Here is a 24,733-nt window from a genome sequence, read left to right on the forward strand (position 1 = left end):
GAAACCTGCTTAAAATTACTTTTGTATAAATGTAAATAAAAACTATGATATTTCAAGAATTACAACCAAAAGTAACCGAAATCACCTTAAATACAAGCCTTTCAAGAGATGAAAAACTTTTAACTATTTGCCAGCTTTTAAGCGACTCTATTGACTATTACAACTGGGTAGGATTTTATTTTGCCAATCAGGAAACTAAAACCTTGCATTTAGGCCCCTATGTAGGAGCTGAAACGGATCATACTGTAATTCCTTTTGGAAAAGGTATTTGTGGACAAGTAGCTGTTTCTAATGAGAACTTTGTAGTTCCGGACGTTTCGGCACAAGACAATTATATTGCCTGCAGTTTTACGGTAAAATCAGAAATCGTAGTCCCTCTTTTTGTAAATGGAGAAAATATTGGGCAAATTGACATTGATAGTCATGTTATTGATCCTTTTACCGAAGCTGATGAAAAATTTTTAGAATTTGTAAATCAAGAAATCGCGAAATTATTCACAGTATAATGTACTGTGAATTAAATTCTTAAAGCTTAGACAAATTTTCTCTTGCCTTTTTAAAAATAAAGATTATCTTTGCACCCGTCTTACAATGGATGTATGACATACATAAAAATCATTAAACAAATATTGGAATGTATTTAACTAAAGAGATTAAAGAAGAAATCTTCGCTAAACACGGAGAAAAAACAAACACAGGTAAATCAGAAGCACAAATTGCTTTATTCACATTTAGAATTTCGCACCTTACTGAGCACTTGAAAAAAAATCGTCACGATTATAACACTGAACGTTCATTAGTACTTTTAGTAGGTAAAAGAAGATCTTTACTAGACTACTTGAAGAAAAAAGAGATTAACAGATACCGTGAGATTATCAAAGAATTGGGTATTAGAAAATAATCAATAGTAAAGAGGTGCGAAAGTGCCTCTTTTTTTATTTTAGATTTTAGAGTGAAGATTTTAGATTTTTGAAAAAAATCATCTTTTATCTATCCGTCTTTTATCTAATTGTCTTTTAGAAAAAAGTTAGTTTTTCATTGGGTTTTAGGCAATAACTACGCAACAACAACACAACTAGAACCCGTGTTAAACTTAAAAAAGGAAAAATTATGATTCCACAATTATTTGTAGAAAGCATCGATTTAGGTGATGGAAGAAACATCACAATCGAGACAGGTCGTTTAGCGAAACAAGCTGACGGTTCTGTAGTAGTAAGAATTGGTAAAACTGTAATCTTAGGAACAGTAGTATCATCAAGAAAAGCAAGTCCAGGTATCGACTTTTTACCGTTAACGGTAGATTATCGTGAAAAATTTGCTGCAGCAGGTCGTTTTCCAGGTGGTTTCTTCAAAAGAGAAGCGCGTCCAAGTGACAACGAAGTATTAACAATGAGATTAGTTGACCGTGTTTTACGTCCACTTTTCCCATCAGATTACCATGCAGAAGTTCAAGTTATGATTCAGTTAATGTCTCATGACGAAGAAGTGATGCCAGATGCATTAGCAGGATTAGCCGCTTCGGCAGCACTTGCCTTATCTGACATTCCTTTTGAAACTTTAATTTCTGAAGCTAGAGTTGGAAGAATTGATGGAAAATTCATCATCAACCCATCTCGTGCGCAATTAGAATTATCAGATATTGATATGATGATTGGAGCTTCAACTGATTCTATCGCCATGGTAGAAGGAGAAATGAAAGAAATTTCAGAAGCAGAAATGTTAGAAGCAATTAAATTTGCACACGAACATATTAAAGTACAAATTACTGCTCAAGAAAGATTGGCTGCAGCCTTTGGAAAAAAAGAAGTTCGTACTTACGAAGGAGAAAGAGAAGATGAAGCTATTTACGAAAAAGTAAAAGCAGCATCTTACGATAAAATTTACGCAATTGCTAGTAAAGGTTCGGCTAAACACGAACGTTCAGCTGCATTTGACGAAGTAAAAGAAGAAGTAAAAGCATTATTTACTGAAGAAGAATTGACAGAAAACGGAGATTTAGTTTCTAAATATTTCAAAAAAGTCAACAAAGAAGCAGTTCGTAATGTAACTTTAGATTTAGGAACACGTTTAGACGGAAGAAAAACTACGGAAATCAGAGACATCTGGTGTGAAGTAGATTATTTACCATCGGTTCACGGTTCTGCATTGTTTACACGTGGAGAAACTCAAGCTTTGGCAACTGCAACTTTAGGAACTTCTAGAGAAGCGAACCAAATTGATTCACCATCTGAACAAGGAGAAGAAAAATTCTATTTACACTATAATTTTCCACCATTTTCAACAGGAGAAGCTCGTCCGTTAAGAGGAACTTCAAGAAGAGAAGTTGGTCACGGAAACTTAGCACAAAGAGCATTGAAAAACATGATTCCTGCTGATTGTCCTTATACAATTCGTGTCGTTTCTGAAGTATTAGAATCTAATGGTTCGTCTTCAATGGCTACAGTTTGTGCTGGAACATTAGCATTAATGGATGCAGGTATTCAAATGATTCGTCCAGTTTCTGGAATTGCGATGGGATTAATTACAGACGGAGAACGTTTTGCTGTTTTATCTGATATTTTAGGTGATGAAGATCATTTAGGAGATATGGATTTCAAAGTAACTGGAACTTCAGAAGGAATTACCGCTTGTCAAATGGACATTAAAATTGACGGATTGAAATATGAAATTATGGAAGCGGCTTTAGCACAAGCTAGAGATGGTCGTTTACATATTCTTAACATTCTTACTGAAACGCTTGCAACACCTAAAGCTGACGTTAAAGTATATGCTCCAAAAATTATCATGAGAACTATTCCTGGTAACTTTATTGGTGCGTTAATTGGACCTGGTGGAAAAGTGATTCAAGAATTACAAAAAGCTACGGGAACAACTATCGTAATTAATGAAGTTGACGAAATGGGAGTTGTTGAAATTTTAGGAACAGATCCTGCTGGAATTGAAGCGGTATTGGCTAAAATTGAGTCAATTACTTTCAAACCACAAATGGGAGAAGCTTATGAAGTGAAAGTAATTAAAATGTTAGATTTTGGTGCTGTGGTTGAATATACTGCAGTTCCTGGAAACGAAGTTTTATTACACGTATCTGAATTAGCTTGGGAAAGAACAGAAAATGTTACTGATGTGGTAAACATGGGTGATGTATTTATGGTGAAATATTTAGGTTTAGATCCTAAAACTCGTAAAGAGAAAGTATCTAGAAAAGCCTTAATGCCAAGACCTCCACGTGAGGAGAAAAAAGAGTAATCAGATCTTATAGTTTACTAAAGGTTTATTTATAGGAAATCCCGTTTCAAAATTGAAACGGGATTTTTGTTTGATTTTTATTTTATTTTTTTAAAAAAATATTGCCTTCTTGAGCTACCTCCTGCAGCTAATAAAAATATATTTCCACTATTATCATAATATTTATCAACAACCAGAGTTGAATCTTTTTTCAGGTAAACTCTGATCCTATCAATATTTATTTTACTATATATTAACGGTATATTAATTTTATCCTTCCTTAAATAAATTTCATAATAATTTTTCTTAAAACGACCTTTAATATAACGGCTTTCATTTCCTCCTAAAATAAATTTATAACTTAAGATTAAGCTTCCATTTTTATCAAATTTAATATTGACTGTATCAATATTAGCCTTTCTTATTTCAAATAGATTTAGCAAATAAGATTTATGCTTTGTACTGTCAATCTGATATGAATTATTATTAAACGATTCCTTTAAGTTACTATCAATAAACAAAAGATCTTTCTTTTTAACTTTAAAACTTGTAGAACAAGAATACAGTAGAAAAGAAATTGTTATAAATAAAAATATTCTTTTCATAATTTTATTTTTTAAATTGCCAGTTAATAAACGGAAGTTTTCTTTTTCCATTTGTATTCCAAATTCCAAATTGCATTCCTCGCAAATTTTTGGAATGATTGAATAGACCAATTTGAATACCTTTATGATTTCTGGAAACATTAGAAATGGCAATTTGAGCACCATTACCTTGTTCAGAAACATTTGCAATACCTGAAATACAGAGTCCATTAAATTTTTCCGTCCCGATTACGGCACCATTTAAAGATATTCCATTGATCTTATTCATCCCTGTAAAAACTGAAATATTAAAACCATTCATTTCTGCTCCTTTCATGAAACCTCCTGAACTAAGATTCAACCCATTAACCCTAATTCGAGTTTTATAATCATCATCCATAAACGACGTATTACTCAATGAACCATCATTAATACCAACAAAAATTGCCTCAAAAGGAACATTAAGCGCAAAAGTAAATAATGCAATACATAACGGACTTACTTCTAAATTCAATCCATTAACCTCTTGAAACTTTATTTTTTCATTTTCATAATGTCCAACACCTAGAGCAAACCCGTTTACTTGTTTTACTCTTCTTGATATAGGCGAAAGACTAAAAATTTTAATACTGTCATTCCTAAAATCATTTTTCGATTTCCATTTAAAATATTTACCTAAATCAACGCTTTGTCCTTTAGTGAAATTAATTATTGTAACATTAAACTTTTTTGTTTCTTCCTGACAAAAAGAAAGTTGTGACAAAAGCATTACTAAAACTAAAAAGGTATTTCTCATAATTCCTGGTTTTTAAATTAACACTACAAACATATTGCGATTATTACAATAATATTTGCTTTAAATAATAAATAAAAATATTATATTTGTGATTATCGCAAATATATGACGAATCAAGAGCTGCTTTTAAAACAAATAAGAAAACAACTTTCAGAAAACCAATCGATTAATGATGAAATTGCTTCGATTTTGAATATAAGTTATGATGCTTCACATAGAAGAGTTTCTGGAAAAAGCAAATTTTCTATCGATGAGACTGTTTTGTTGGCTAAAAATTATAATATTTCATTAGATAGTTTATTTTTTAAAAGCGAAAAGATAATTGTCGAAAAAACGATAGAAATAGCCACATTGAGTGATATGTTATTGTATTTCAAAAAATCGGCAGAACAGATAGACGAACTAACCAAAAATAAAAATGCGACGCTCTATTATTCTGCAAAAGACATTCCATTATTCTATTTTATGGACGCAACAATTCTGTCAAAATTTAAAGCTTATGTTTGGTTAAGTCTTCTGAATCCAAATCAATCAAAAACTTCTTTTGAGAATTTTGTTATCGACGAATCGTTTATGGAACATAGTCTTAAGTTAAAAAAAGCATACGAAAATTCGACAGTAAAAGAAGTTTGGAATGACACAACGATAAACAGTAGCATGCAACAGATTCTTTATTTTTATGAATCTGGTTTAGTTAATTTTAAAAATGCAAATGCTTTATTTAATGACCTAAAACGAATTATTAATGCTATAAAAGAAAAATCAAATAATCAGAACTCCGAATTTTCCATTTACTATAACGAGTTAATTTTACTAAATAACAATCTGTTATTTGAATCGAAAGAAAAAATCACACTCTTTGTTCCATATACACTTTTAGGCTATTTCATAACTGACAATGAGGAAAGTTGCAAGAATGTACATAACTTTTTTAATCAACAAATTGCAAACTCTAAACCACTAAACCAATCTGGAATTAAAGAACAAAATTTATTTTTCAATAAAGTATTTCGAAAAATAGATTACTACATAGACCAATTAAACAATCAAGTAGATCTAATGTTTTAAAAAATATTTTACTTTTTTTGTAACTCTTTGCAAACTCTTTATGTATGACTACTATGAGACAGCTAGAAATTACCAAACAAGTTACCAATCGTGAAACTGTGTCGTTAGACAAATATTTGTAAGAAATTTGAAAAGTAGATTTAATCACTGCCGATGAAGAAGTAGGATTGGCTCAAAGAATAAATGCAGGAGACCAAGCAGCTTTAGAAAAACTAACAAAAGCCAACTTGCGTTTAGTAGTTTTCGGTAGCAAAACAACACCAAAACCAAGGACTAACACTTCCCTATTTAATTAATAAACTTTATTTACGGGGTAACCTTTTACTTTTTGGGCAGTAGTATAAAAGAATAAGAAATTATACATATTTTTAAAGCTAAACATTTACGTAAGAAAATTCTTTTATTATTATTATTTTTTAAATTTGCCAAAACAGATAAATTATGTTTAAATGTATTTTTAAAATCACTTCTCTTTTATTTTTATTGAATAGTTTACAAGTTAATTCACAAAACAAAAACGACAAAGAATTATACGCTAAGATTGATAAAGAACTTAGCCAAGGAAACTCTACACTTAATAATGGTAAAATCTACGTAAACAAAGACTTGACTATCAATAATGAACATCGTTATTTTTTAGAAAATAAATTTTATCTCGCAGAAATCAAGTTTGAAAATCAGGTTTATTTTGGAGCCAAAATAAAATATGACATTTACAAAGACGAATTGATTCTAAATCCAGAGAATCAATCTGAAAAATTACAAATTGTATTAGACAAAAACAAAGTCGATTATTTTATAATTCAAAATAAAAAATTCACGCCATGTAAATCCGATAAGAACACGCCTTTAGAGTATTATGAGAAAAATGTGGTTGGCCAAGATTTTGAATTTTATATTAAATACAAAAAAAACATAAAAGAGGTACTCTTAGACAGCGGTGTATACAATTCGTATGTTGATCAAACTAAATATTTTATAAAAACCAACAATACCTTTTATGAAATAAAATCAAAAAAAATATTATTAAAACTGTACCCACAATTTAAAGACGAAATTAACAACTACTATCTAATTTACAAAGATTTTGAAAATGAAAATAAGTTGAAGTTTATGGAGAATTTAATGTCAAACGTTAAAAGATTATCAAGGAATTAAATTTCTATTAATGAAAAAAATATTCACAATACTTGTTTTTACATTTTTCAATCTATCCTTTTCACAAGTAAGGAATTTGACATTTGAGTATGTTAATTTAACTCATAAAAGTATTATTCAAAAAATAGAACAACAAACACCTTATACATTTTATTTTCAAGATGATTGGCTAAACGACTTAACTTTTTACTCTGGAGAGTTTAAAGACAAATCTATTGAAGAAGTTTTAAATAAATTATTTGATAATACTGAAATCAATTATTTTGTTGATTTAAACAAAATAATACTAACACAAAAAAATTTAGTCTATGACAAACTACCTGATGGCTTTTTTAAGAAAGATTCATTATCAGTTAGTAACAAATCTCATTTGCCAGTTTTTTTTCAAGAATTTAATTCAGATAAAACCGAAGATTCTATCTCACTAATTAGTAAAGAATCCTTGAATAATGGAAATGAAAAGGCTTTGTTTACATTTTCAGGTTTTGTTAGAAATAAAAAAAATAATGAACCTATAAGCGATGCCAATATCAGAATAAAAAATACAAATTTCCTATTTATAACAGATGTAAATGGCTACTATCAATTAAAATTACCTGCTGGAATTTATACTATTACAACGGACATTCAAAATTTCAAACCTCTTATAAAAAAGATTGTAGTTTACAATAACGGAAATCTGGATCTAGCATTAACTGAAAAAACCATCCAATTAAATGAAGTTCACATAAGCGGAAAGAGTAAACAAAAAATGAGATCCGCAGTAACAGGCGTAACAACTATTGAAGCAGAAGGAGTCAAGAACGTTCCATTAGTTTTTGGAGAAAGAGATATACTTAAAATAGCAACAACAACACCTGGTATAAAAACTGCTGGCGAAGGGTCTTCAGGATATAATGTAAGAGGAGGCAAAGAAGACCAGAATTTATTCTTATTAGATAAAGGAACTATTTACAACCCATCACACTTTTTTGGGTTTTTCACTGCTCTAAATCCTTACACAATTAAAAAAGTTGATATTTATAAAGGAAGTATTCCTAGTGAATTTGGAGGTAGATTATCTTCTGTATTTGATATAACATCAAAAAACGGAAACACTGATAAGTTTTCAGGAGAAGCTGGCATAGGTCCAGTAACCAGTAATATTGCGCTTTCAATACCAGTAATAAAAAATAAAGCAAGTGTTTTGGTGGGGGGAAGAGGAACTTATTCTGGCTGGATTTTAAAAAGTTTGAAAGAAAAAAAACTTAATAACAGTAAGGCTTCATTTTATGATTTTATAACAAAGTACAATCACAAAATAAATAACAACAATACTATAGAATCGACATTATATTTCAGCGATGACAAGTTTAGCATAACTGCTGATTCTATTTATCAATACAATAACAGGCTAGCAACATTGACTTGGAAAAATGTTTACAATGCAAAAAACAATAGCGAGTTAACATTTACAAACAGTAAATACAACTTCAAGATAGACTACAGCGGCTTACCTAAAAATTCATTTAAATTTGGATATGGTAATGCTGAAACGCAATTCATAGCAAAAATGAATACAGTGCTAAACACAAAGAATAAGTTAAGCTATGGTATTTCGGGCAAATTGTACAACATCGATCCTGGTTATATAAAACCAAGTAGTGATAGTTCAAATATTAAAAATAAGCAAATAGACCTTGAAAAGGGATTGGAAATAGGTGTATATATTTCCGAAAACTATAAGCTAACAGAGAAATTTTTAATTGATTTTGGCATCCGGTACTCGGTATTTAGTGCAATAGGGCCAACAACTCAAAAAACATATCAAGATGACCTACCAAAAAGCGAGGGAACTCAGATTGGAGAAGATACTTACAGCAATAATAAAGTATTCAAAACATTCTACGGTTTTGAACCTAGAGCTGCCTTTAGATATTTAATTAATAACGATCTATCTTTAAAAGCAGGTTATGATAAATCATATCAATATATCCATTTGTTATCAACTAATACGACACAATCACCAACAGACAGTTGGAAATTATCTGATTTGAATGTAAAACCACAAAGTGGAGAACAATTTTCTTTTGGTATTTTCAAAAATCTAGGTTACCAAGATCTGGAAATTAGCGCTGAAGGATATTATAAAAAATCAAAAAACATATTAGACTATAAAGTTGGTGCTGATTTAATTTTGAATGAAAATCTAGAAACTGAATTACTTCAAGGGAAGGGTAAATCATATGGTGCAGAATTATTAATAAAAAAATCAGAAGGAAGATTAAATGGTTGGTTAAGTTATAGTTATTCAAGGTCATTTATTAAATTAGACAGTAAGTTCGATGAAGAAAAAGTAAATAATGGCAACTATTTTCCTACAAACTTTGACAAACCACATGATTTTAGTGCAGTTTTAAATTATCGATTAACCAAAAGATATAGCTTCTCTGGTAATTTTATTTATCAAACCGGAAGACCAATAACATATCCTGTGGGTAAATACATGTATAACGGAATAGAATATTCTATATTCAGCGACCGTAATCAATTTAGAATACCTGATTACTATCGATTGGATTTGGGTATAAATATCGAAGGAAATCATAAAATTAAAAAATTAGCACATAGCTACTTTAATATTTCAATTTATAATGTTTTAGGTAGAAACAATCCTTATTCAGTATTTTTTGTAACTAAAAACGGAGAAGTTAAAGGCTACAAGACTTCTATTTTTAGCATTCCAATACCAACAATAACCTACAACTTTAAATTTTAATAAAATGAAAAACATATACTATCTGCAATTATTATTCTGCATAATCATTCTGCAAAGTTGTACAGAACCCTATGCTTTACAAACGGATGTTTTTGAAAGTGCAATTGTTATCGAAGCTACAATTACCGATGAATACAAATACCAAGAAATTAAATTATCTAGGACATACAAACTGGAAGAAACAGGACCTAGACCTGAAACTGGAGCAGTAGTTTTTATTGAAGACGATAAAGGGAATCACTACGATTTTATCGAAAATAATGGCATGTATAAATCACAACAGGAATTTCAAGCACTACCTAATGTAACTTATAAATTGCACTTAGTTACTTCTGATGGAAAAAAGTATGCCTCTACAAATGAAGAAATAGCTTCTTTTTCAGACATAGAAAATGTAACGACAAATACAATAAACAACACCGATATTGGAAAAGGAGTCCAAATACTAGTTCGCACTAATAACAATAACCCTAACCAAATAAAATATTACAGATATGATTATGAAGAAACAAATAAAATAATTGCACCACATTGGATTAATAGAAGAGGTGTTGTAACTACATATATCCCAATACCAGATGTACCTCCTTTTGGCGAACTTAAAATGGAAAATTGGCCTTATGAAGCAAAAATTTGTTATGCTACAGAAAAATCAAAAGTAATATCAATCAGTAATACATCTTTAAACAATAATAATTCAAACTTGTTTTCGGTACGATTTTTAAAAAATGATGATTATAAAATAGCTAACAGATATTCTATTAATGTTATTATGTATAATGAAAGTTTAACCGCTTATAATTATTATAATGCTTTAAAAAAATCTTCTTCTAGTGAAAGTTTATTCTCACAGAGCCAACCTGGTTTTTATAGTGGTAATATAAAAAATCAAAGTAATCCAAATGAAAAAATCATTGGTTTTTTTGATGTATCTCATGTTTCAAGCAAAAGGATATTCTTCAATTTTGAAGATTTATTTTTTGGCGAACCAAAACCAGAGTACCCCTATTATTGTCCTAGTATAATCAATTTGTTTAGAGATTCAACTTTTGAATTTTGTTTCATCTATGGACCTGGGGCACCAACCCCTCCTTGTGCTGGTAATTATATATTAGAATCGGTTAAAAATAAAACCAAAGCCATATACAGCTACGGATCAACAGAAATTGTTTTAACAAATTATCAGTGCGGAGATTGCTCTTCATTTTCATCAAACATAAAACCTGCATTTTGGATCGATTAAATTTAACTCTTAGTATTCTATTACTTTTCTTGTTTCAAAATATATTTGCTCAAGAACACATTAATCAATTGGTTAAAGAAAACGTGTATGTAAACACAAACTCCAGCACGTTATTAACTGGAGAAAAACTATACTATGCTGTCACTTGTTTAAATACAATTAAAGCTACATTATCTGAATATAGCAAAATAGCTTATGTCGAATTAATAAATAACGATAAGCAAATTGTCTTTAAAAATAAATTGTTTTTAAAAAACAGCAAAGGTAATAGCGAATATTTTATTCCTACCACATTAAAAACAGGAAAATACAAACTGTTAGCCTACACCAACTGGATGCTAAACTCAACTCCTATAAAAGTAAATAGTATCGACATAAACATTATTAATCCTTACCGTGCATTTGAAGAACAAAATTTCCCCCAATTAGAAAGTGGAGAAAAGAACGATTTAAACATTCGAAATCTAAATTCGATTTATGAAATTGACAAAAGAAAATACACCACAAGAGAAAAAATAAAACTAAAATTAAACGAATCTAAGGATATTGACAATCAAAGTAGTTATACCCTAAAAGTATTCAAAAAAGACACTATTACTTCCTTTTTTAACCAAAATGAAAGCTTATCAACCATTAATAATACCATAATTATCTCAAAAAAAACAAACACTTTTATAACCCCTGAATTTAGAGGTGAAATTATAAAAGGTAAAATTAAAGCCAAAAGCAGTGACGAAATAAACTTAAAAAATATTTCTATTGCACTTTCTATAACTGGTAATAATTCTTTTTTTAAGATTATTCAATCAAACAATAACGGTGAATTTTGTTTTACAATAGAAAAACGATTCAAGAATGAGGATTTGAAATTTCAAATAATTGATGAAGACCATAGCAAATATAACTTAGAAATTGAAGATTCTAATTATTTAGACTATTCAAATCTTAAATTTGGTAATTTAATCCTAACTCCAAATTTAAAAAAATCACTAGAACGTAGATCCATTGCAAGTCAAATTGAAAATGCATATTTTAAAACTAAAAATGATTCATTAAACAATAATGATATCGCTGAAATAAGTTCATTAAAATTTGATTTAGTATTTAATCTGAACGATTATACTAGATTTCAAACAATGAAAGAAACATTAACAGAAATAATAGGAGGAGCCTACTATAAATCTGTTGATAAGAAAAATGAAATTCATATTATTGATAACATTTCAGAATATAAATTAACGTACCCTGCACTTGTTTTAATCGACGGCTTATACATACAAGATGTTAATGAAATATTTAATTATAATATTGACAATGTTGAAACCATAAGTATAACAAGAGGCGGTTACTATTATGGTTACAAAATATATAATGGAGTCATATTTATAAAAACAAAAAAAAATGATTACGAACCTGCAAACAAAAATTCATATCTAATTGAACCTAAAACAATTAGACCTCAACAAGAAAAAGAATATTTTAATATCGATTACACTAAAAAAGATTATTCAAGAATTCCAGACTACAGGCATCAGTTAATATGGATACCTGATTTAAAAGCAGATAATAAAGAAATTAGTTTTTATACCTCAGACATATCAGGTGTTTTTGAAATTGTATTAGAAGGTATTGACTCTAAAGGAAATAAAAATATTTTTTACGATTCATTTGAAGTAGAATAAAATATTTTACTTTTTTTGTAACTTTTTACAAACTCATTACGTATAACCATTTGTACACTTATAACTTTTAAGGAGAAACTACAATGAGACAATTAAAAATTACCAAGCAGGTTACCAATCGTGAAACTGCATCGTTAGACAAATATTTACAAGAAATTGGAAAAGTAGATTTGATTACTGCCGATGAAGAGGTAGAATTGGCTCAAAGAATAAAAGCTGGAGACCAAGCTGCGTTAGAAAAACTAACAAAAGCCAACTTGCGTTTCGTAGTTTCGGTAGCAAAACAATACCAAAATCAAGGATTAACACTTCCCGATTTAATTAACGAAGGAAATTTAGGTCTAATTAAAGCAGCACAACGTTTTGACGAAACTCGTGGTTTCAAATTTATTTCATATGCTGTTTGGTGGATTCGTCAATCGATTCTTCAAGCATTGGCTGAACAATCTCGTATCGTTCGTTTGCCTTTAAACAAAATTGGTTCTATCAATAAAATCAACAAAATGTACGCTTTGTTAGAACAATCTAACGAGCGTCCACCTTCTGCTGAAGAGATTGCAAAAGAACTAGACATGACTGTAAATGACGTAAAAGAGAGCATGAAAAACTCTGGTCGTCACTTATCTATGGATGCACCACTTGTAGAAGGAGAAGATTCTAACCTTTATGACGTTTTACGTTCTGGAGAATCACCAAATCCTGATAGAGAATTAATTATCGAATCTTTACGTACCGAAATTGAACGTTCACTAGAAACATTAACACCTCGTGAAGCTGATGTGGTTCGTTTGTATTTTGGTCTTGCAGACCAACATCCAATGACATTAGAAGAAATTGGAGAAACTTTCGACCTTACTCGTGAGCGTGTTCGTCAAATAAAAGAAAAAGCAATCCGTAGATTAAAACATACTTCAAGAAGTAAAATCTTGAAAACGTATTTAGGATAATCCTAAAACCGATGACTAACAGTTTGATTAACTGTTCGTTTTTTGATTGATGATTGAAACTCCGGCTGATTACCGGAGTTTTGTTTTTTATAAAAACTTCAACATTCGTTATTCCTCGTTCGTTATTCAAACTTCAAAAAATTGTATCTTTGCAAAAATATTGAACTACGAATTTCGAAATTTAAAACACACAACAACAACACAATGAACAACACACTAATTGCCCCATCAGTACTAGCAGCCGATTTTGCCAACTTGCAACGCGACATCGAAATGATTAATAACTCTGAAGCCGACTGGTTTCATATTGACATCATGGATGGCGTTTTTGTTCCAAACATTTCCTTCGGAATGCCAGTTTTAGAAGCGATTAACAAACACGCAAAAAAAACTATAGACGTACACTTAATGATTGTAGACCCTGACAGATACATAAAAACTTTTGCTGATTTAGGAGCAAATATTCTAACCGTGCATTATGAAACTTGTACCCATTTACATAGAACCTTACAAGCTATAAAAGCAGAAGGAATGCAAGCTGGAGTAGCATTAAATCCGCATACCAATGTATCTCTTTTAGAAGATGTTATTAATGATATTGATTTAGTTTGTATCATGAGTGTAAATCCTGGTTTTGGCGGACAATCATTTATAGAAAACACTTACGATAAGGTTAAGAAACTAAAAGAATTAATCAATAGAAAAGGAGCTTCAACACTAATAGAAATTGACGGTGGTGTAACCAGCAAAAATGCAAAACAATTAGTTGATGCTGGTGCAAATGTATTAGTTGCAGGAAATTTTGTTTTTAAAGCTGAAAATCCTACACAGACTATTGCCGATTTGAAGACAATTACCAGTTTTTAATGTTTGTGATTTAGCATTTTACTAACATTACTATAGAGTTGTGGGAATTCCTGTTTAAAGATTTCAGGTGATTCAAAATAATGCTCCAGAATGACTGCTAAAAACTCAAATCGATTGGTATAGGCATATATCCTAAAATATGCTGAACTGATTAGTTTTTCTTTATTTACAGGATGATTAACTTCTTTCTGAATTTGGTTATGCATTCTTGAAAAAATTATAGCACTAGCATCGTCACTCATTAACCCGTGAAGATGCAAAACATGTGTGAATTCGTGAATCCCTAAGTTTAAATTATCATTAGTAATTTCGAAGCCTGCTTTAAAATCTTGCCAAGAAAACACAATTGTTCTCATTCTTGGATTGAATTCTCCTTTGTGATATACTTCGTTAATTGTAGAATAATATTGTTCTGGATAAACTATTATCTTATCAATATTAGAATACAAATAGTTTCGCATTCCAAAAGTTAGCATTACTGATGTTGAAGCTATTAAAATTTTTACTTCATCCGTAATTAAGAATTCTTCTTTTCCAATGAATTCATATTTGCTAATAAAAACAGCTACTCGATGTTCAAAATACTTTTTTTTATTATCCGAAAGTGTGTTGTAATAGTGAAATTGCTCTTTTAAAACATAAGATTGATTAACTGACAACGATTTTACTTTTGGGTAAAAATGAACATAAAAAGGCTTATTGAACAACAAACCATAATTATCTTCTGCAACTGTGTAGAGAAAAGCAATAAAAAGAGCTACAGCAGGAGTAAATAAAATTAGTAAAATAATTATCATAAATAGTTGTTGCTGTTTTTACTCCAAAGCAGTAAAAAAATGTGACCGCGACAGGGTTCGAACCTGCAACCATCAGAGCCGAAATCTGATATTCTATCCAGTTGAACTACGCAGCCAATATTTAGATTGTTAGACTTCTTAGAAAATTAGACTTCTTAGATATTTGAAATTCTAAAAGGTCTAATTTTCTAAGTAGTCTAAACTAATAGTTTTTTTACAATACTAGAAATGGTTTTTCCTTCAGCTTGACCACCTATTTGTGCTGATGCTAATCCCATTACTTTCCCCATCGATGCGATTCCAGAAGCACCAGTTTCTGCAATAATTTTTGCAACAATAGCTTCTACTTCTACTTCAGATAATTGCGCTGGCAAGAATTTTTCGATAACTACGATTTGCGCTAATTCTGGCTCAGCAAGATCAGGACGGTTTTGTTCTGTAAAAATAGTCGCGCTGTCTTTACGCATTTTTACTAATTTTTGTAGAATTTTAATTTCGTCTGCTTCGGTGATTTCTTCTTTACTTCCTGTTGCCGTTTGTGCTAATAATATTTCCGATTTGATGGCGCGAAGTGCTTCGAGCGCAACGGTGTCTTTTGCACGCATTGCTGTTTTCATTTCGTCCATGATGTGTGTTGATAAACTCATATTTATTTTAGATTTTAGATTGTTGATTTTAGATTGTTGATTTTAAAAAATCTGAAATCTAATATTTTTTTTGCCCCTGATGGAAATGGAAAGCCTTTTGAGAAAAAATGTATTTTTTCTTGAAGCAGAAAAGCGACCAGCGGAAGCTCTTTCTGGTTTGTAGAAAAAAACATTTTGCGAAAAAAGATTACTTCACATAACTTTTATTTTAATCGGAGTTCAGTGAACTTCGTTTGTAATGAACAGCAGAAATTGGCTCGACAAATTTAGTGAAAATTTACATTGTTTTAGTCCTTTGAACTACAAAAAATAACCCGAAAAATCATAAGAAATTTCGGGTTACAAGGGTTTGGTTTGAGTTAGTTAATCGACGTTGTCGTGAAGGAACGAATTGTTTGATCGTAACTGAATATCGTCGTTACTATCGGTTCCTAAAGACATTCGCGATCTGCTATTGTCTATCGAATTGTTCGAAATGTCGATTCCCATACGTTTGTATGCTGGTTCTTTTTCGAACTCTTCTACTTTTGATGCGTTATTATGAAACTTGTAATTGAATTCTTTCATTTTGCGACGACGTTCTTCGGCTCTCATTCTCAAAGAGTCTTCGATAGACATGTCTAACGGAGAAATTTCGTTTGCTGTATTTTGAGTCGCATATTGTGGCGTGATATCCACTTGCGTCATTGTGATATTTAACTCAGTTGGAATAGTTTCTACCACTACAGTCTCGGCTTTTTTAGCCTCGAATAATTGGTTTTCGATTTCCATATATTCTTCGAGCGAATGCTTGATAACTCCGTTTTGAGTTACTTCGGTCATTGGCACAAATTGTACCGCTTCATTTACTTTGATGTCTTTAATTTCGTTTGTTAAATCGAATATTAATCTATCGGTATTTGCAGTTTCGGGTGCTTTTTGTATTGGCAAATCGAATGTAAATGTGATTTGTTCTGGCTCTTTTACTACAAATACTGGGTCGATAACTTCGATTTCTTTTACTTCTGGTGAAGTGAAATAAAAATCATTAACATCTATCGTTTTTGATGAAACTACTTCGAAGGTAACATCTAAATTTTTGATTAATTCTGTTGTTGGCACTAAATCCATTGAGAAATAAGTTTCAACAGGATTTGGCAATTCTTCTTCTAATGAAAATACTATTTTTTCCTCAACAATTGCAGCTTCAATAATTTTTGTTTCTTGGGCAACTACATTTGATGAAAAATCGAATCCTTTTGCTTCATATTTTTGTGTTAAATCACGAACAATTTTTTGGTCATCTTCTAACGCATGAATTATTTTTTTAGGTTCTGTATTTACAATTTCTGCTTGTTGTTCTACACAAAATCCAGTTGCAATAATGGTTACGGCGATTTTATCTCCAAGTTCTTCTTCTTCACCAACACCCATAATAATATTGGCGTTGTGTCCTGCTTCTGCTTGAATGTAATCGTTTATTTCTCCTATCTCGTCGATAGTAATTTCGTTAGTTCCAGAAACGATAAGCAACAATACGTTTTTGGCTCCAGCAATTTTATTATCATTTAAAAGTGGTGAATCTAATGCAGAAACAATCGCTTCTTTAGCTCTGTTTTCGCCTTCGGCAGTGGCAGAACCCATGATTGCTGTTCCTGAATTTGACAACACAGTTTTCGCATCTTTTAAATCGATATTTTGTGTGTAGTGGTGCGTAATTACTTCAGCAATACCGCGTGATGCAGTTGCTAAAACTTCGTCCGCTTTAGAAAATCCAGCTTTGAAACCAAGATTTCCGTACACTTCTCTCAATTTATTATTATTGATAACTATAAGTGAATCGACTTGTTTTCTTAATTTTTCGACACCCAAAAGTGCTTGTTCGATACGAACTTTTCCTTCAAACTGAAATGGAATTGTTACAATACCAACGGTTAAGATGTCTCTTTCTTTTGCTAATTGCGCAATAACTGGCGCAGCTCCTGTCCCTGTTCCTCCACCCATTCCTGCAGTGATAAAAACCATCTTAGTGTTGCTGTCTAGCATTTTTTCGATTTCGGCAATGCTTTCTATTGCTGATTGCTGTCCCACTTCTGGGTTTGCTCCCGCTCCTAATCCTTCGGTTAAGTTTACACCTAACTGAATTTTATTAGGCACAGCACTATTCTCAAGCGCTTGTGAATCGGTATTACAAACAATAAAATCGACACCTTTTATTCCTTGCTTAAACATGTGATTTATTGCGTTGCTTCCGCCTCCACCTACTCCTATTACTTTAATTACATTTGATTGGTTTTTTGGTAAATCAAATGAAATACTTCCAAATTCTGAGTTGCTTTCCATACTATTGGTTTTTATTTATGCTTTATTACTATTATTTTGAAAATTTAATATCTGTTATTTGATATTATTGAATTCCATTATTTTTTGGAATTGTATAATTCGATAACTTCCATAAAATTTTTATATGTATATTCTCTATTGTCTATTTTTGCTGCAATTTCTGGATTGTCTGCAAAATACTTCCTTCCGTTTTGTCTAAAAAACATGTTTTCATTTGCATAATTACTATCAACATGGATTAATGACGCCGCTTCTTCTCCTTCTCTAATGCAATAATAATTTACAAACCCAACACCATTGTTTCTAGCAGCAATTGCACTTCCATTATACGAAAATTGATTGTTTGTATAACTACTTATGTATACTGAAACTTTACCTTTTACTACATTAAGCAACAATTTTAGATCTTTCATTACTTTCACATTCATTTCATTAAAAACCTTCATGTTTATGTATTCAATCGACGCGCCTCCTCCTTGGTTTGTGGTAAAAACTACTTTACTAATTTTTTCTCTTTCAATTTTTTGTTTCCCGTTTGCATTTTTATATTTCAAAAATTTTCCATCATTCAGAATTGGTAAATCAATTTCTCCTTCAATTTGAGTACTATCATTTAATATTATAGTAGACTTTTCAACTTTAAACATTGCTGGCTCTTGCCCATAAAAAGAAGTTGTTAGCGTAATAAATAATATTAAAAATAAATTTTTCATTCTGTCTCTTTAAGTTGTACTTTAATTTTTACTCAGCGTTGTCTAAAAAATCTTTTATTTTGTCTATATACTTGTCGAAAAACGATTTACGAATCATTTTTTCGGTTGTTTTTGATTCTGATTTTGTTTCTTCGATTACTTTTTCAGCTTCTTGTTGTATTTCTACTTGTTCGGCAATGGTTGGCTTCTGAATAAGTACTGGTTCAGGAATAAAATTATCCTGTGGCACGGCACTTACTGTATTATTACGAATACTATTCATAACCAATCCGACAGCAGTTGCATACAAAGGACTTGATATCTCTTCGCTAGAATTTCCTGCTAAATGCTCGTTTGGATATCCTATTCTAGTGTCCATTCCTGTGATATATTCTACTAATTGTTTGATGTGATTCAGTTGTGAACCTCCACCAGTTAGTACAATTCCTGCAATTAATTTTTTGCGTGGATCTTCGTGACCGTATATTTTAATTTCAGTATAAACTTGCTCGATAATTTCTACTACACGAGCATGAATTATTTTAGACAAGTTTTTTAACGAAATCTCTTTTGGATCTCTTCCTCTTAATCCTGGAATTGAAACAATTTCGTTGTCTTTATTTTCACCTGGCCAAGCAGAACCAAATTTTGTTTTTAACAATTCAGCTTGCTTTTCGATAATAGAACAGCCTTCTTTTATATCTTCAGTAATTACATTTCCACCGAAAGGCACTACTGCAGTATGTCGAATAATTCCGTCTTTGAAAATGGCTAAATCCGTTGTTCCTCCACCAATATCAATCAAAGCAACACCTGCTTCTTTTTCTTCTTGACTTAAAACTGCATCTGCCGAAGCCAATGGCTCCAATGTTAATCCAGATAAATCCAATCCTGAACTTTTTATACAACGCCCAACGTTTCTTATAGATGATGCTTGACCAACCACAACATGAAAACTACTTTCTAGTCTTCCGCCGTACATTCCGATTGGTTCTTTTATTTCAGATTGCCCATCGATTTTGAATTCTTGTGGCAATACATGAATAATTTCTTCTCCAGGCAACATCGCTAATTTTTGAACTTGATTGATTAAAACATCAATATCAAGTTCACTGATTACTTCTTCTGGATTTGGTCTTGAAATATAATCGCTGTGTTGTATACTACGAATATGTTGACCCGCAATACCTACCACAACATCTTTTATTTTATAACCCGAATCTGCTTCTGCCAAACTTATTGCTTCCTGTATAGATTGTATGGTTTGCGTGATATTATTTACTACACCACGAGCCACACCGAGGCTTTTAGATTTTCCTACACCTAAAATTTCTAGCTTTCCGTACTCATTTTTCTTACCTATCATAGCAACAATCTTTGTTGTGCCTATGTCTAGTCCTACTGCTATATTCTCTCTTTCCATACCCATAATTATTTAGTACAAACTACTTGTTTTGTGAACTTCAGATTAATCTTCTTGTAAGAATTTATCATTGTATCTTGCACTGCTTTTTGAAAAAAAGCTTTATAGTTGTCAAATTTTCTTTCTATATAAATGTTTCTTCCGAAAATTATATCATAACCATAATCTCTATTCTTCATAATAACGCTACCATCGGGCAAAATTTTTATTCCGATGATGTTTTTTTTCAAAAAATCATCGTTATAAATTGCTTGCAAAAGCTGAACAAAATCTTTGCTATAACAATTGTTAAAATCACCATAAACAAGCGGAACTCTTGCCGTAAAATTACTCGAAAGCGGCATCTTACCTCCTTTATAATCAATATAAAAGGAAGTGTTTTTGTTAAAAACTCTAGCGATTGGGGTCTTTTGTTTTACAACAACTTTTAACTTTCCATCGACACTCAAAAAAACCTCTGAATTTTCGATTAGGTTGTGTTTATTGATGGTTTGCTCAATATTTTTCAAATTTACCCTATCTTTTTGGATACTGAAAGTGCCACCAAAATTATCTATCAACAAGTTATTAACCATTTCGTGGGTTACAAACGGACTTTCTGAGTTTAAAAATTCGATTGTTGGTTTCGATATTTTTCTGTGTTCGTTCCTTTTTGAGGTAAATGAATACAAAAAAACAACCAAAGCAAGAATGGCAATTAATTGAATATTTAAAATTAAATTACTTCGCATCTAATTCTTTTTTAATATTTACAACCATTTCCCCAATATCTCCAGCGCCAATAGTAACAATTACTGTAGCATCTGATTTTTTTAGTAATGGAATCAATTCTTCTTTTTGAATTAATTTTTTGTTTTTATTTTCAATTTTGTTTAACAACCATTGCGACGTAATTCCTTCCATAGGCAATTCTCTCGCTGGGTAAATGTCTAACAATAAAACTTCGTCAAATTGTGATAAACTTTTAGCAAAATCATCCGCAAAATCTTTTGTTCTACTAAATAAATGTGGTTGAAAAACAGCTAAAACTTTCTGATTAGGATATAACTCCCGAACGGCTTGATACACTGCATTTATTTCTGTTGGATGGTGCGCATAATCATCAATATAAACGAATTCTGGCTTTCTGATTTGGAAAGAAAAACGGCGTTTTACACCTTTGAATGTTGCCAATGCTTTAGCGATAGATTCGGTTGGGGTTCCGAAAGTTCGAGCCATTGCCAAAGCAAGCAACGCATTTGTAAGATTGTGTTTTCCAGGTAATCCGAATTTTAAATCTTTTATATTTTCGGTTGGTGTTTTAACATCAAAAACATACCAGCCGTTTTCAATTCTAATATTATGTGCAACGAATTTTGAATCATCGTTTGCTCCGACAGTTATACCTTCTAACGGCAAACCATTTATCACAAAAAGATTGTTTTTATTTTCTACTTTATTAGCAAATTCTTTGAACGATTCTTTTATTGAAGCATCATCTCCATAAATATCTAAATGATCGGCATCCATCGAAGTTACACAAGCAATATTTGGATATAAATGCAAGAATGAACGGTCAAATTCGTCAGCTTCGACAACCGTTACAGTTTTTCCAGAACCAATTAGATTTGAATTATAATTTTCGACAATTCCGCCAATAAATGCGGTAACATCGGCACCGCTTTCGTACAAAATATGCCCTAAAATACTTGAAGTCGTTGTTTTACCATGAGTTCCTGCAACTGCCAAACAAAAAGTGTCTTTGGTAATTATCCCTAAAACTTCGGCACGTTTTTTCACATGATATTCTCTTTCTAGGAAATAATTCCATTCCGAATGTGATTTTGGAACAGCTGGCGTAATGATTATCAATGTGTTTTCTACAAAGTAATCATTCGGAATTAAATTGATATTGTCTTCAAAATGAATGGAAATTCCACTTTCGATTAACTCTGATGTTAATGTTGACGGTGTTTTGTCGTAACCAGATACGTTTTTACCAATAAATTTAAAATAACGAGCCAAAGCACTCATTCCGATGCCTCCAATTCCGATGAAATAGACGTTATGTATTTGGTTTAAGTTCATTTTTTTTATTAATTAAAAGATTGAAAGATTGAAAGATTTTACTATCTAATTAATTTTACAATTTCGTCAACTATATCTTTTGTTGCATTTGGCAAAGCCAATGATTTTATATTTTTACTTAAATCTTCTTGTTTTCCTTTATCTTTTAATAAAGCTTCAAAAACTAAATTAAATTCGGAGTCTAGTTGTGCTTCTTTTAGAAAAATTGCCCCATGTTTATCGACAATTGCTTGTGCATTTTTGGTTTGATGGTCCTCAGAAACATTAGGTGATGGAATAAAAATGACTGGTTTTCCTACAATTGCTAATTCTGATACAGATGACGCTCCTGAACGAGAAATTACAATATCGGCTGCGGCATACACAAAATCCATTCTGTCTATAAATGACAAAACTTGTACATTTTCTTTGTCTGAAAAGTGTTTGTATTCTTCAAAATACAATTTGCCACATTGCCAGATAACTTGAACATCTAGTGATAATAACCAATCGATTTCTTTTGCAATTAACTGGTTAATTCTTCTTGCACCAAGGCTTCCACCAAGAATTAATAATGTTTTTTTATTCACATCTAATTTAAAATAATCAATCGCTTCATTTCGTTTTTCCTCGACTGAAATCAAGTCTTGGCGAACCGGATTCCCTGTCAACATCATATTTTCTTTTGGAAAAAATCGTTCCAAATTTTCGTAAGCGACACAAATTTTATTGGCTTTTTTGCTTAATAATTTATTGGTAATTCCAGGATAAGAATTTTGTTCTTGAATTACAGTTGCTATTCCCAAGACAGAAGCAACTTTCAGAACTGCTCCACTAGCAAAACCTCCAGTTCCTATAACTACATCTGGCTTAAATTTTTTTAATATTTTGAATGATTTTGCCAAACTTGATAATAACTTAACTGGAAACATCGCATTTTGCAAGGTCAATTTTCTTTGAATTCCTGCAATCCACAATCCTTTAATATCATAACCCGCTTGCGGTACTTTTTGCATTTCCATTTTGTCTTGTGCTCCTACAAAAAGGATTTTGCAATCAGGAAAACGAGATTTTAAATCATTTGCAATTGCAATTGCAGGATAAATATGTCCTCCGGTTCCGCCGCCACTTAATATGAATTTTGGGTTTGTTTTCATTATTTAACTTATTTATTCAAAACTGCATTCATTGGATTACTCGTATTGTCTTCAATAGAATAATTTTCTTCCTGAGAATCTTCCGCTAATTGTTTGTCTATTAGTTTTTGCAAAGCTTCTTCACGTTGTTTTTTTTCGATATTTTCTTCGGTAATTTCTTCTTCTTTTTTGGTCACATTTATTATAATTCCAAGTGCCGCACAAGTCATCCAGATCGACGTTCCTCCACTACTTATAAGTGGTAGTGTTTGCCCTGTGGTTGGTAATAATTCGACCGCAACACCCATGTTTATAAAAGCCTGAAAAATTATAGGAAATCCCAATCCTGCAACTAATAATTTTCCGAATAATGTGGGTGCTTTATATGAAGCAATTACAAATCGGATGAATAACATAATGTATAAAAACATGATAGCAAATCCTCCTAAAAGTCCAAATTCTTCGATAATAATCGCAAATATAAAATCGGAAGAAGATTGTGGCAAAAAATTTTTCTGAATACTTTTTCCTGGACCTAATCCGTAAACACCACCAGTTGCAATAGCTGTTTTTGCTTTTTCGATTTGGTAATCATCTTCATCGGGTTTGTCTGATGTGAAGTTTTCTATACGACTTTCCCAAGTACCAACTCTACTATTTTTGAACGCATCTGGAAATACTTTTACCACCAAAATAAAAAATGTTAGTGATAAAATTCCAATTCCAATTATTACAGCTATGTTTTTTATTGGATATTTCCCAATAAAAGTCAACATTAAAACCATTGAAAATATTAAAGCCGTTGTAGAAAAGTTAGACGGCAGAATTAACATTAATGTAAAAAAAACTGGTGCCCATAATTCTAATGCAGATTTAGACAAAGTCATGTCTTCAATGGCTGTTTTAGACAAATATCTAGCAACAAATATTAACAATGCTATTGATGCAAAAGCTGATGGTTGAAAGGTGATTCCTAAAAATGGAACTTGTATCCATCGGCTGGCATTAGCACCATCGATTATTGTCCCTTTTAGCATGGTATAAATTAGTAACAACCAAGCAAACGGTAATAATAATCTGGATAAACTTCTAAAATAATGGTAAGGCACTTTTTGTACTTGATACATAATAACAAATCCCATTATTAAATGCATAAAATGTTTTAGTAAATACACAAAAGTATTTCCTGTACCATGATGCAAATAGGCTAAATTACTACTTGCGCTATATACAGGTATAAAAGAAAATAATGCCAAAAGCGCCACGAACGACCAGATGACTTTATCTCCTTTTAAGTTATATAATAGCGTTTTCATATTTTATGTTTATGCGGTTATGCGTT

At 31.2% G+C, this 24,733-nt stretch carries 21 protein-coding genes, 1 tRNA gene and 1 pseudogene; 11 read left to right on the forward strand and 12 right to left on the reverse strand.

Annotation, left to right across the window (positions count from 1 at the left end; translation table 11 throughout):
- Positions 1-44 precede the first annotated feature (44 nt).
- From ACH2BP_RS09430 to ACH2BP_RS09440, 3 genes are all read left to right on the forward strand, one after another.
- Positions 45-506 carry a GAF domain-containing protein gene (locus tag ACH2BP_RS09430; protein ID WP_395059263.1) on the forward strand — a complete coding sequence of 154 codons (462 nt, stop codon included), beginning with the start codon at positions 45-47 and terminating at the stop codon, positions 504-506.
- A gap of 128 nt (positions 507-634) precedes the next feature.
- Positions 635-901 carry a 30S ribosomal protein S15 gene (rpsO, locus tag ACH2BP_RS09435; RefSeq protein ID WP_091473515.1) on the forward strand — a complete coding sequence of 89 codons (267 nt, stop codon included), beginning with the start codon at positions 635-637 and terminating at the stop codon, positions 899-901.
- Between the two features lie 209 nt (positions 902-1,110).
- Positions 1,111-3,246, forward strand: coding sequence for a polyribonucleotide nucleotidyltransferase (locus tag ACH2BP_RS09440; protein ID WP_395059265.1), 2,136 nt, complete (start codon positions 1,111-1,113; stop codon positions 3,244-3,246).
- Between the two features lie 77 nt (positions 3,247-3,323).
- On the opposite strand, the gene ACH2BP_RS09445 is transcribed toward ACH2BP_RS09440, so the two are convergent.
- Both ACH2BP_RS09445 and ACH2BP_RS09450 read right to left on the reverse strand, forming a co-directional pair.
- A complete protein-coding gene (locus ACH2BP_RS09445; RefSeq protein WP_395059319.1) occupies positions 3,324-3,881 on the reverse strand; it encodes a hypothetical protein in 558 nt (185 codons plus the stop codon).
- On the reverse strand, positions 3,835-4,605 hold the full coding sequence (locus tag ACH2BP_RS09450; RefSeq protein WP_395059267.1) for an LA_2272 family surface repeat-containing protein: 771 nt from the start codon (positions 4,603-4,605) through the stop codon (positions 3,835-3,837). Before ACH2BP_RS09450 ends, ACH2BP_RS09445 begins: the two co-directional genes overlap by 47 nt.
- Before the next feature lie 105 nt (positions 4,606-4,710).
- Between ACH2BP_RS09450 and ACH2BP_RS09455 the strand changes: the two genes are divergently transcribed.
- The 8 genes and pseudogenes from ACH2BP_RS09455 (at position 4,711) to rpe (ending at position 14,328) form a co-directional block, all read left to right on the forward strand.
- The gene (locus ACH2BP_RS09455) at positions 4,711-5,673 is read left to right on the forward strand and encodes a helix-turn-helix domain-containing protein (RefSeq protein ID WP_395059269.1); all 963 of its coding nucleotides are present in this window, start codon (positions 4,711-4,713) and stop codon (positions 5,671-5,673) included.
- 53 nt (positions 5,674-5,726) lie between these two features.
- Positions 5,727-5,994, forward strand: a pseudogene (locus tag ACH2BP_RS09460) (sigma-70 factor domain-containing protein); the annotation flags it as partial.
- Positions 5,995-6,114: 120 nt separating this feature from the next.
- Positions 6,115-6,831: a hypothetical protein gene (locus tag ACH2BP_RS09465; RefSeq protein ID WP_395059271.1), complete on the forward strand. Its 717-nt coding sequence runs from the start codon at positions 6,115-6,117 to the stop codon at positions 6,829-6,831.
- 10 nt (positions 6,832-6,841) lie between these two features.
- The gene (locus ACH2BP_RS09470) at positions 6,842-9,589 is read left to right on the forward strand and encodes a carboxypeptidase-like regulatory domain-containing protein (RefSeq protein ID WP_395059273.1); all 2,748 of its coding nucleotides are present in this window, start codon (positions 6,842-6,844) and stop codon (positions 9,587-9,589) included.
- A gap of 4 nt (positions 9,590-9,593) precedes the next feature.
- Positions 9,594-10,832 carry a DUF4249 family protein gene (locus ACH2BP_RS09475; RefSeq protein WP_395059275.1) on the forward strand — a complete coding sequence of 413 codons (1,239 nt, stop codon included), beginning with the start codon at positions 9,594-9,596 and terminating at the stop codon, positions 10,830-10,832.
- A complete protein-coding gene (locus ACH2BP_RS09480) occupies positions 10,820-12,514 on the forward strand; it encodes a hypothetical protein (protein WP_395059277.1) in 1,695 nt (564 codons plus the stop codon). Before ACH2BP_RS09475 ends, ACH2BP_RS09480 begins: the two co-directional genes overlap by 13 nt.
- An 83-nt stretch (positions 12,515-12,597) precedes the next feature.
- Positions 12,598-13,461, forward strand: coding sequence for an RNA polymerase sigma factor RpoD/SigA (locus ACH2BP_RS09485; RefSeq protein WP_091473528.1), 864 nt, complete (start codon positions 12,598-12,600; stop codon positions 13,459-13,461).
- A 204-nt stretch (positions 13,462-13,665) separates the two neighbouring features.
- A complete protein-coding gene (gene rpe / locus ACH2BP_RS09490) occupies positions 13,666-14,328 on the forward strand; it encodes a ribulose-phosphate 3-epimerase (RefSeq protein ID WP_395059279.1) in 663 nt (220 codons plus the stop codon).
- On the opposite strand, the gene ACH2BP_RS09495 is transcribed toward rpe, so the two are convergent.
- From ACH2BP_RS09495 to ACH2BP_RS09540, 10 genes are all read right to left on the reverse strand, one after another.
- Positions 14,325-15,125, reverse strand: coding sequence for a zinc-dependent peptidase (locus ACH2BP_RS09495; protein ID WP_395059281.1), 801 nt, complete (start codon positions 15,123-15,125; stop codon positions 14,325-14,327). The genes rpe and ACH2BP_RS09495 overlap by 4 nt on opposite strands.
- 42 nt (positions 15,126-15,167) lie before the next feature.
- Positions 15,168-15,241, reverse strand: a tRNA-Arg gene (locus ACH2BP_RS09500).
- An 81-nt stretch (positions 15,242-15,322) separates the two neighbouring features.
- The gene (locus tag ACH2BP_RS09505; RefSeq protein ID WP_395059283.1) at positions 15,323-15,772 is read right to left on the reverse strand and encodes a GatB/YqeY domain-containing protein; all 450 of its coding nucleotides are present in this window, start codon (positions 15,770-15,772) and stop codon (positions 15,323-15,325) included.
- A 363-nt stretch (positions 15,773-16,135) separates the two neighbouring features.
- Positions 16,136-18,094, reverse strand: coding sequence for a cell division protein FtsZ (gene ftsZ, locus ACH2BP_RS09510; RefSeq protein ID WP_395059285.1), 1,959 nt, complete (start codon positions 18,092-18,094; stop codon positions 16,136-16,138).
- A gap of 77 nt (positions 18,095-18,171) precedes the next feature.
- Positions 18,172-18,807, reverse strand: a complete 636-nt coding sequence (locus ACH2BP_RS09515) for a hypothetical protein (RefSeq protein WP_395059287.1) — start codon at positions 18,805-18,807, stop codon at positions 18,172-18,174.
- Between the two features lie 28 nt (positions 18,808-18,835).
- Positions 18,836-20,209, reverse strand: coding sequence for a cell division protein FtsA (gene ftsA, locus ACH2BP_RS09520; RefSeq protein WP_395059289.1), 1,374 nt, complete (start codon positions 20,207-20,209; stop codon positions 18,836-18,838).
- An 8-nt stretch (positions 20,210-20,217) separates the two neighbouring features.
- Positions 20,218-20,940, reverse strand: a complete 723-nt coding sequence (locus ACH2BP_RS09525) for a cell division protein FtsQ/DivIB (RefSeq protein ID WP_395059291.1) — start codon at positions 20,938-20,940, stop codon at positions 20,218-20,220.
- On the reverse strand, positions 20,930-22,276 hold the full coding sequence (gene murC / locus ACH2BP_RS09530; RefSeq protein WP_395059293.1) for a UDP-N-acetylmuramate--L-alanine ligase: 1,347 nt from the start codon (positions 22,274-22,276) through the stop codon (positions 20,930-20,932). The genes ACH2BP_RS09525 and murC overlap by 11 nt, the downstream gene beginning before the upstream one ends.
- Before the next feature lie 41 nt (positions 22,277-22,317).
- Positions 22,318-23,412: an undecaprenyldiphospho-muramoylpentapeptide beta-N-acetylglucosaminyltransferase gene (gene murG, locus ACH2BP_RS09535; RefSeq protein ID WP_395059295.1), complete on the reverse strand. Its 1,095-nt coding sequence runs from the start codon at positions 23,410-23,412 to the stop codon at positions 22,318-22,320.
- Between the two features lie 8 nt (positions 23,413-23,420).
- Positions 23,421-24,707: an FtsW/RodA/SpoVE family cell cycle protein gene (locus ACH2BP_RS09540; RefSeq protein ID WP_395059297.1), complete on the reverse strand. Its 1,287-nt coding sequence runs from the start codon at positions 24,705-24,707 to the stop codon at positions 23,421-23,423.
- Positions 24,708-24,733 lie beyond the last annotated feature (26 nt).

It is taken from the genome of Flavobacterium sp. (genome assembly GCF_043756175.1).
Classification (GTDB): Bacteria; Bacteroidota; Bacteroidia; order Flavobacteriales; family Flavobacteriaceae; genus Flavobacterium.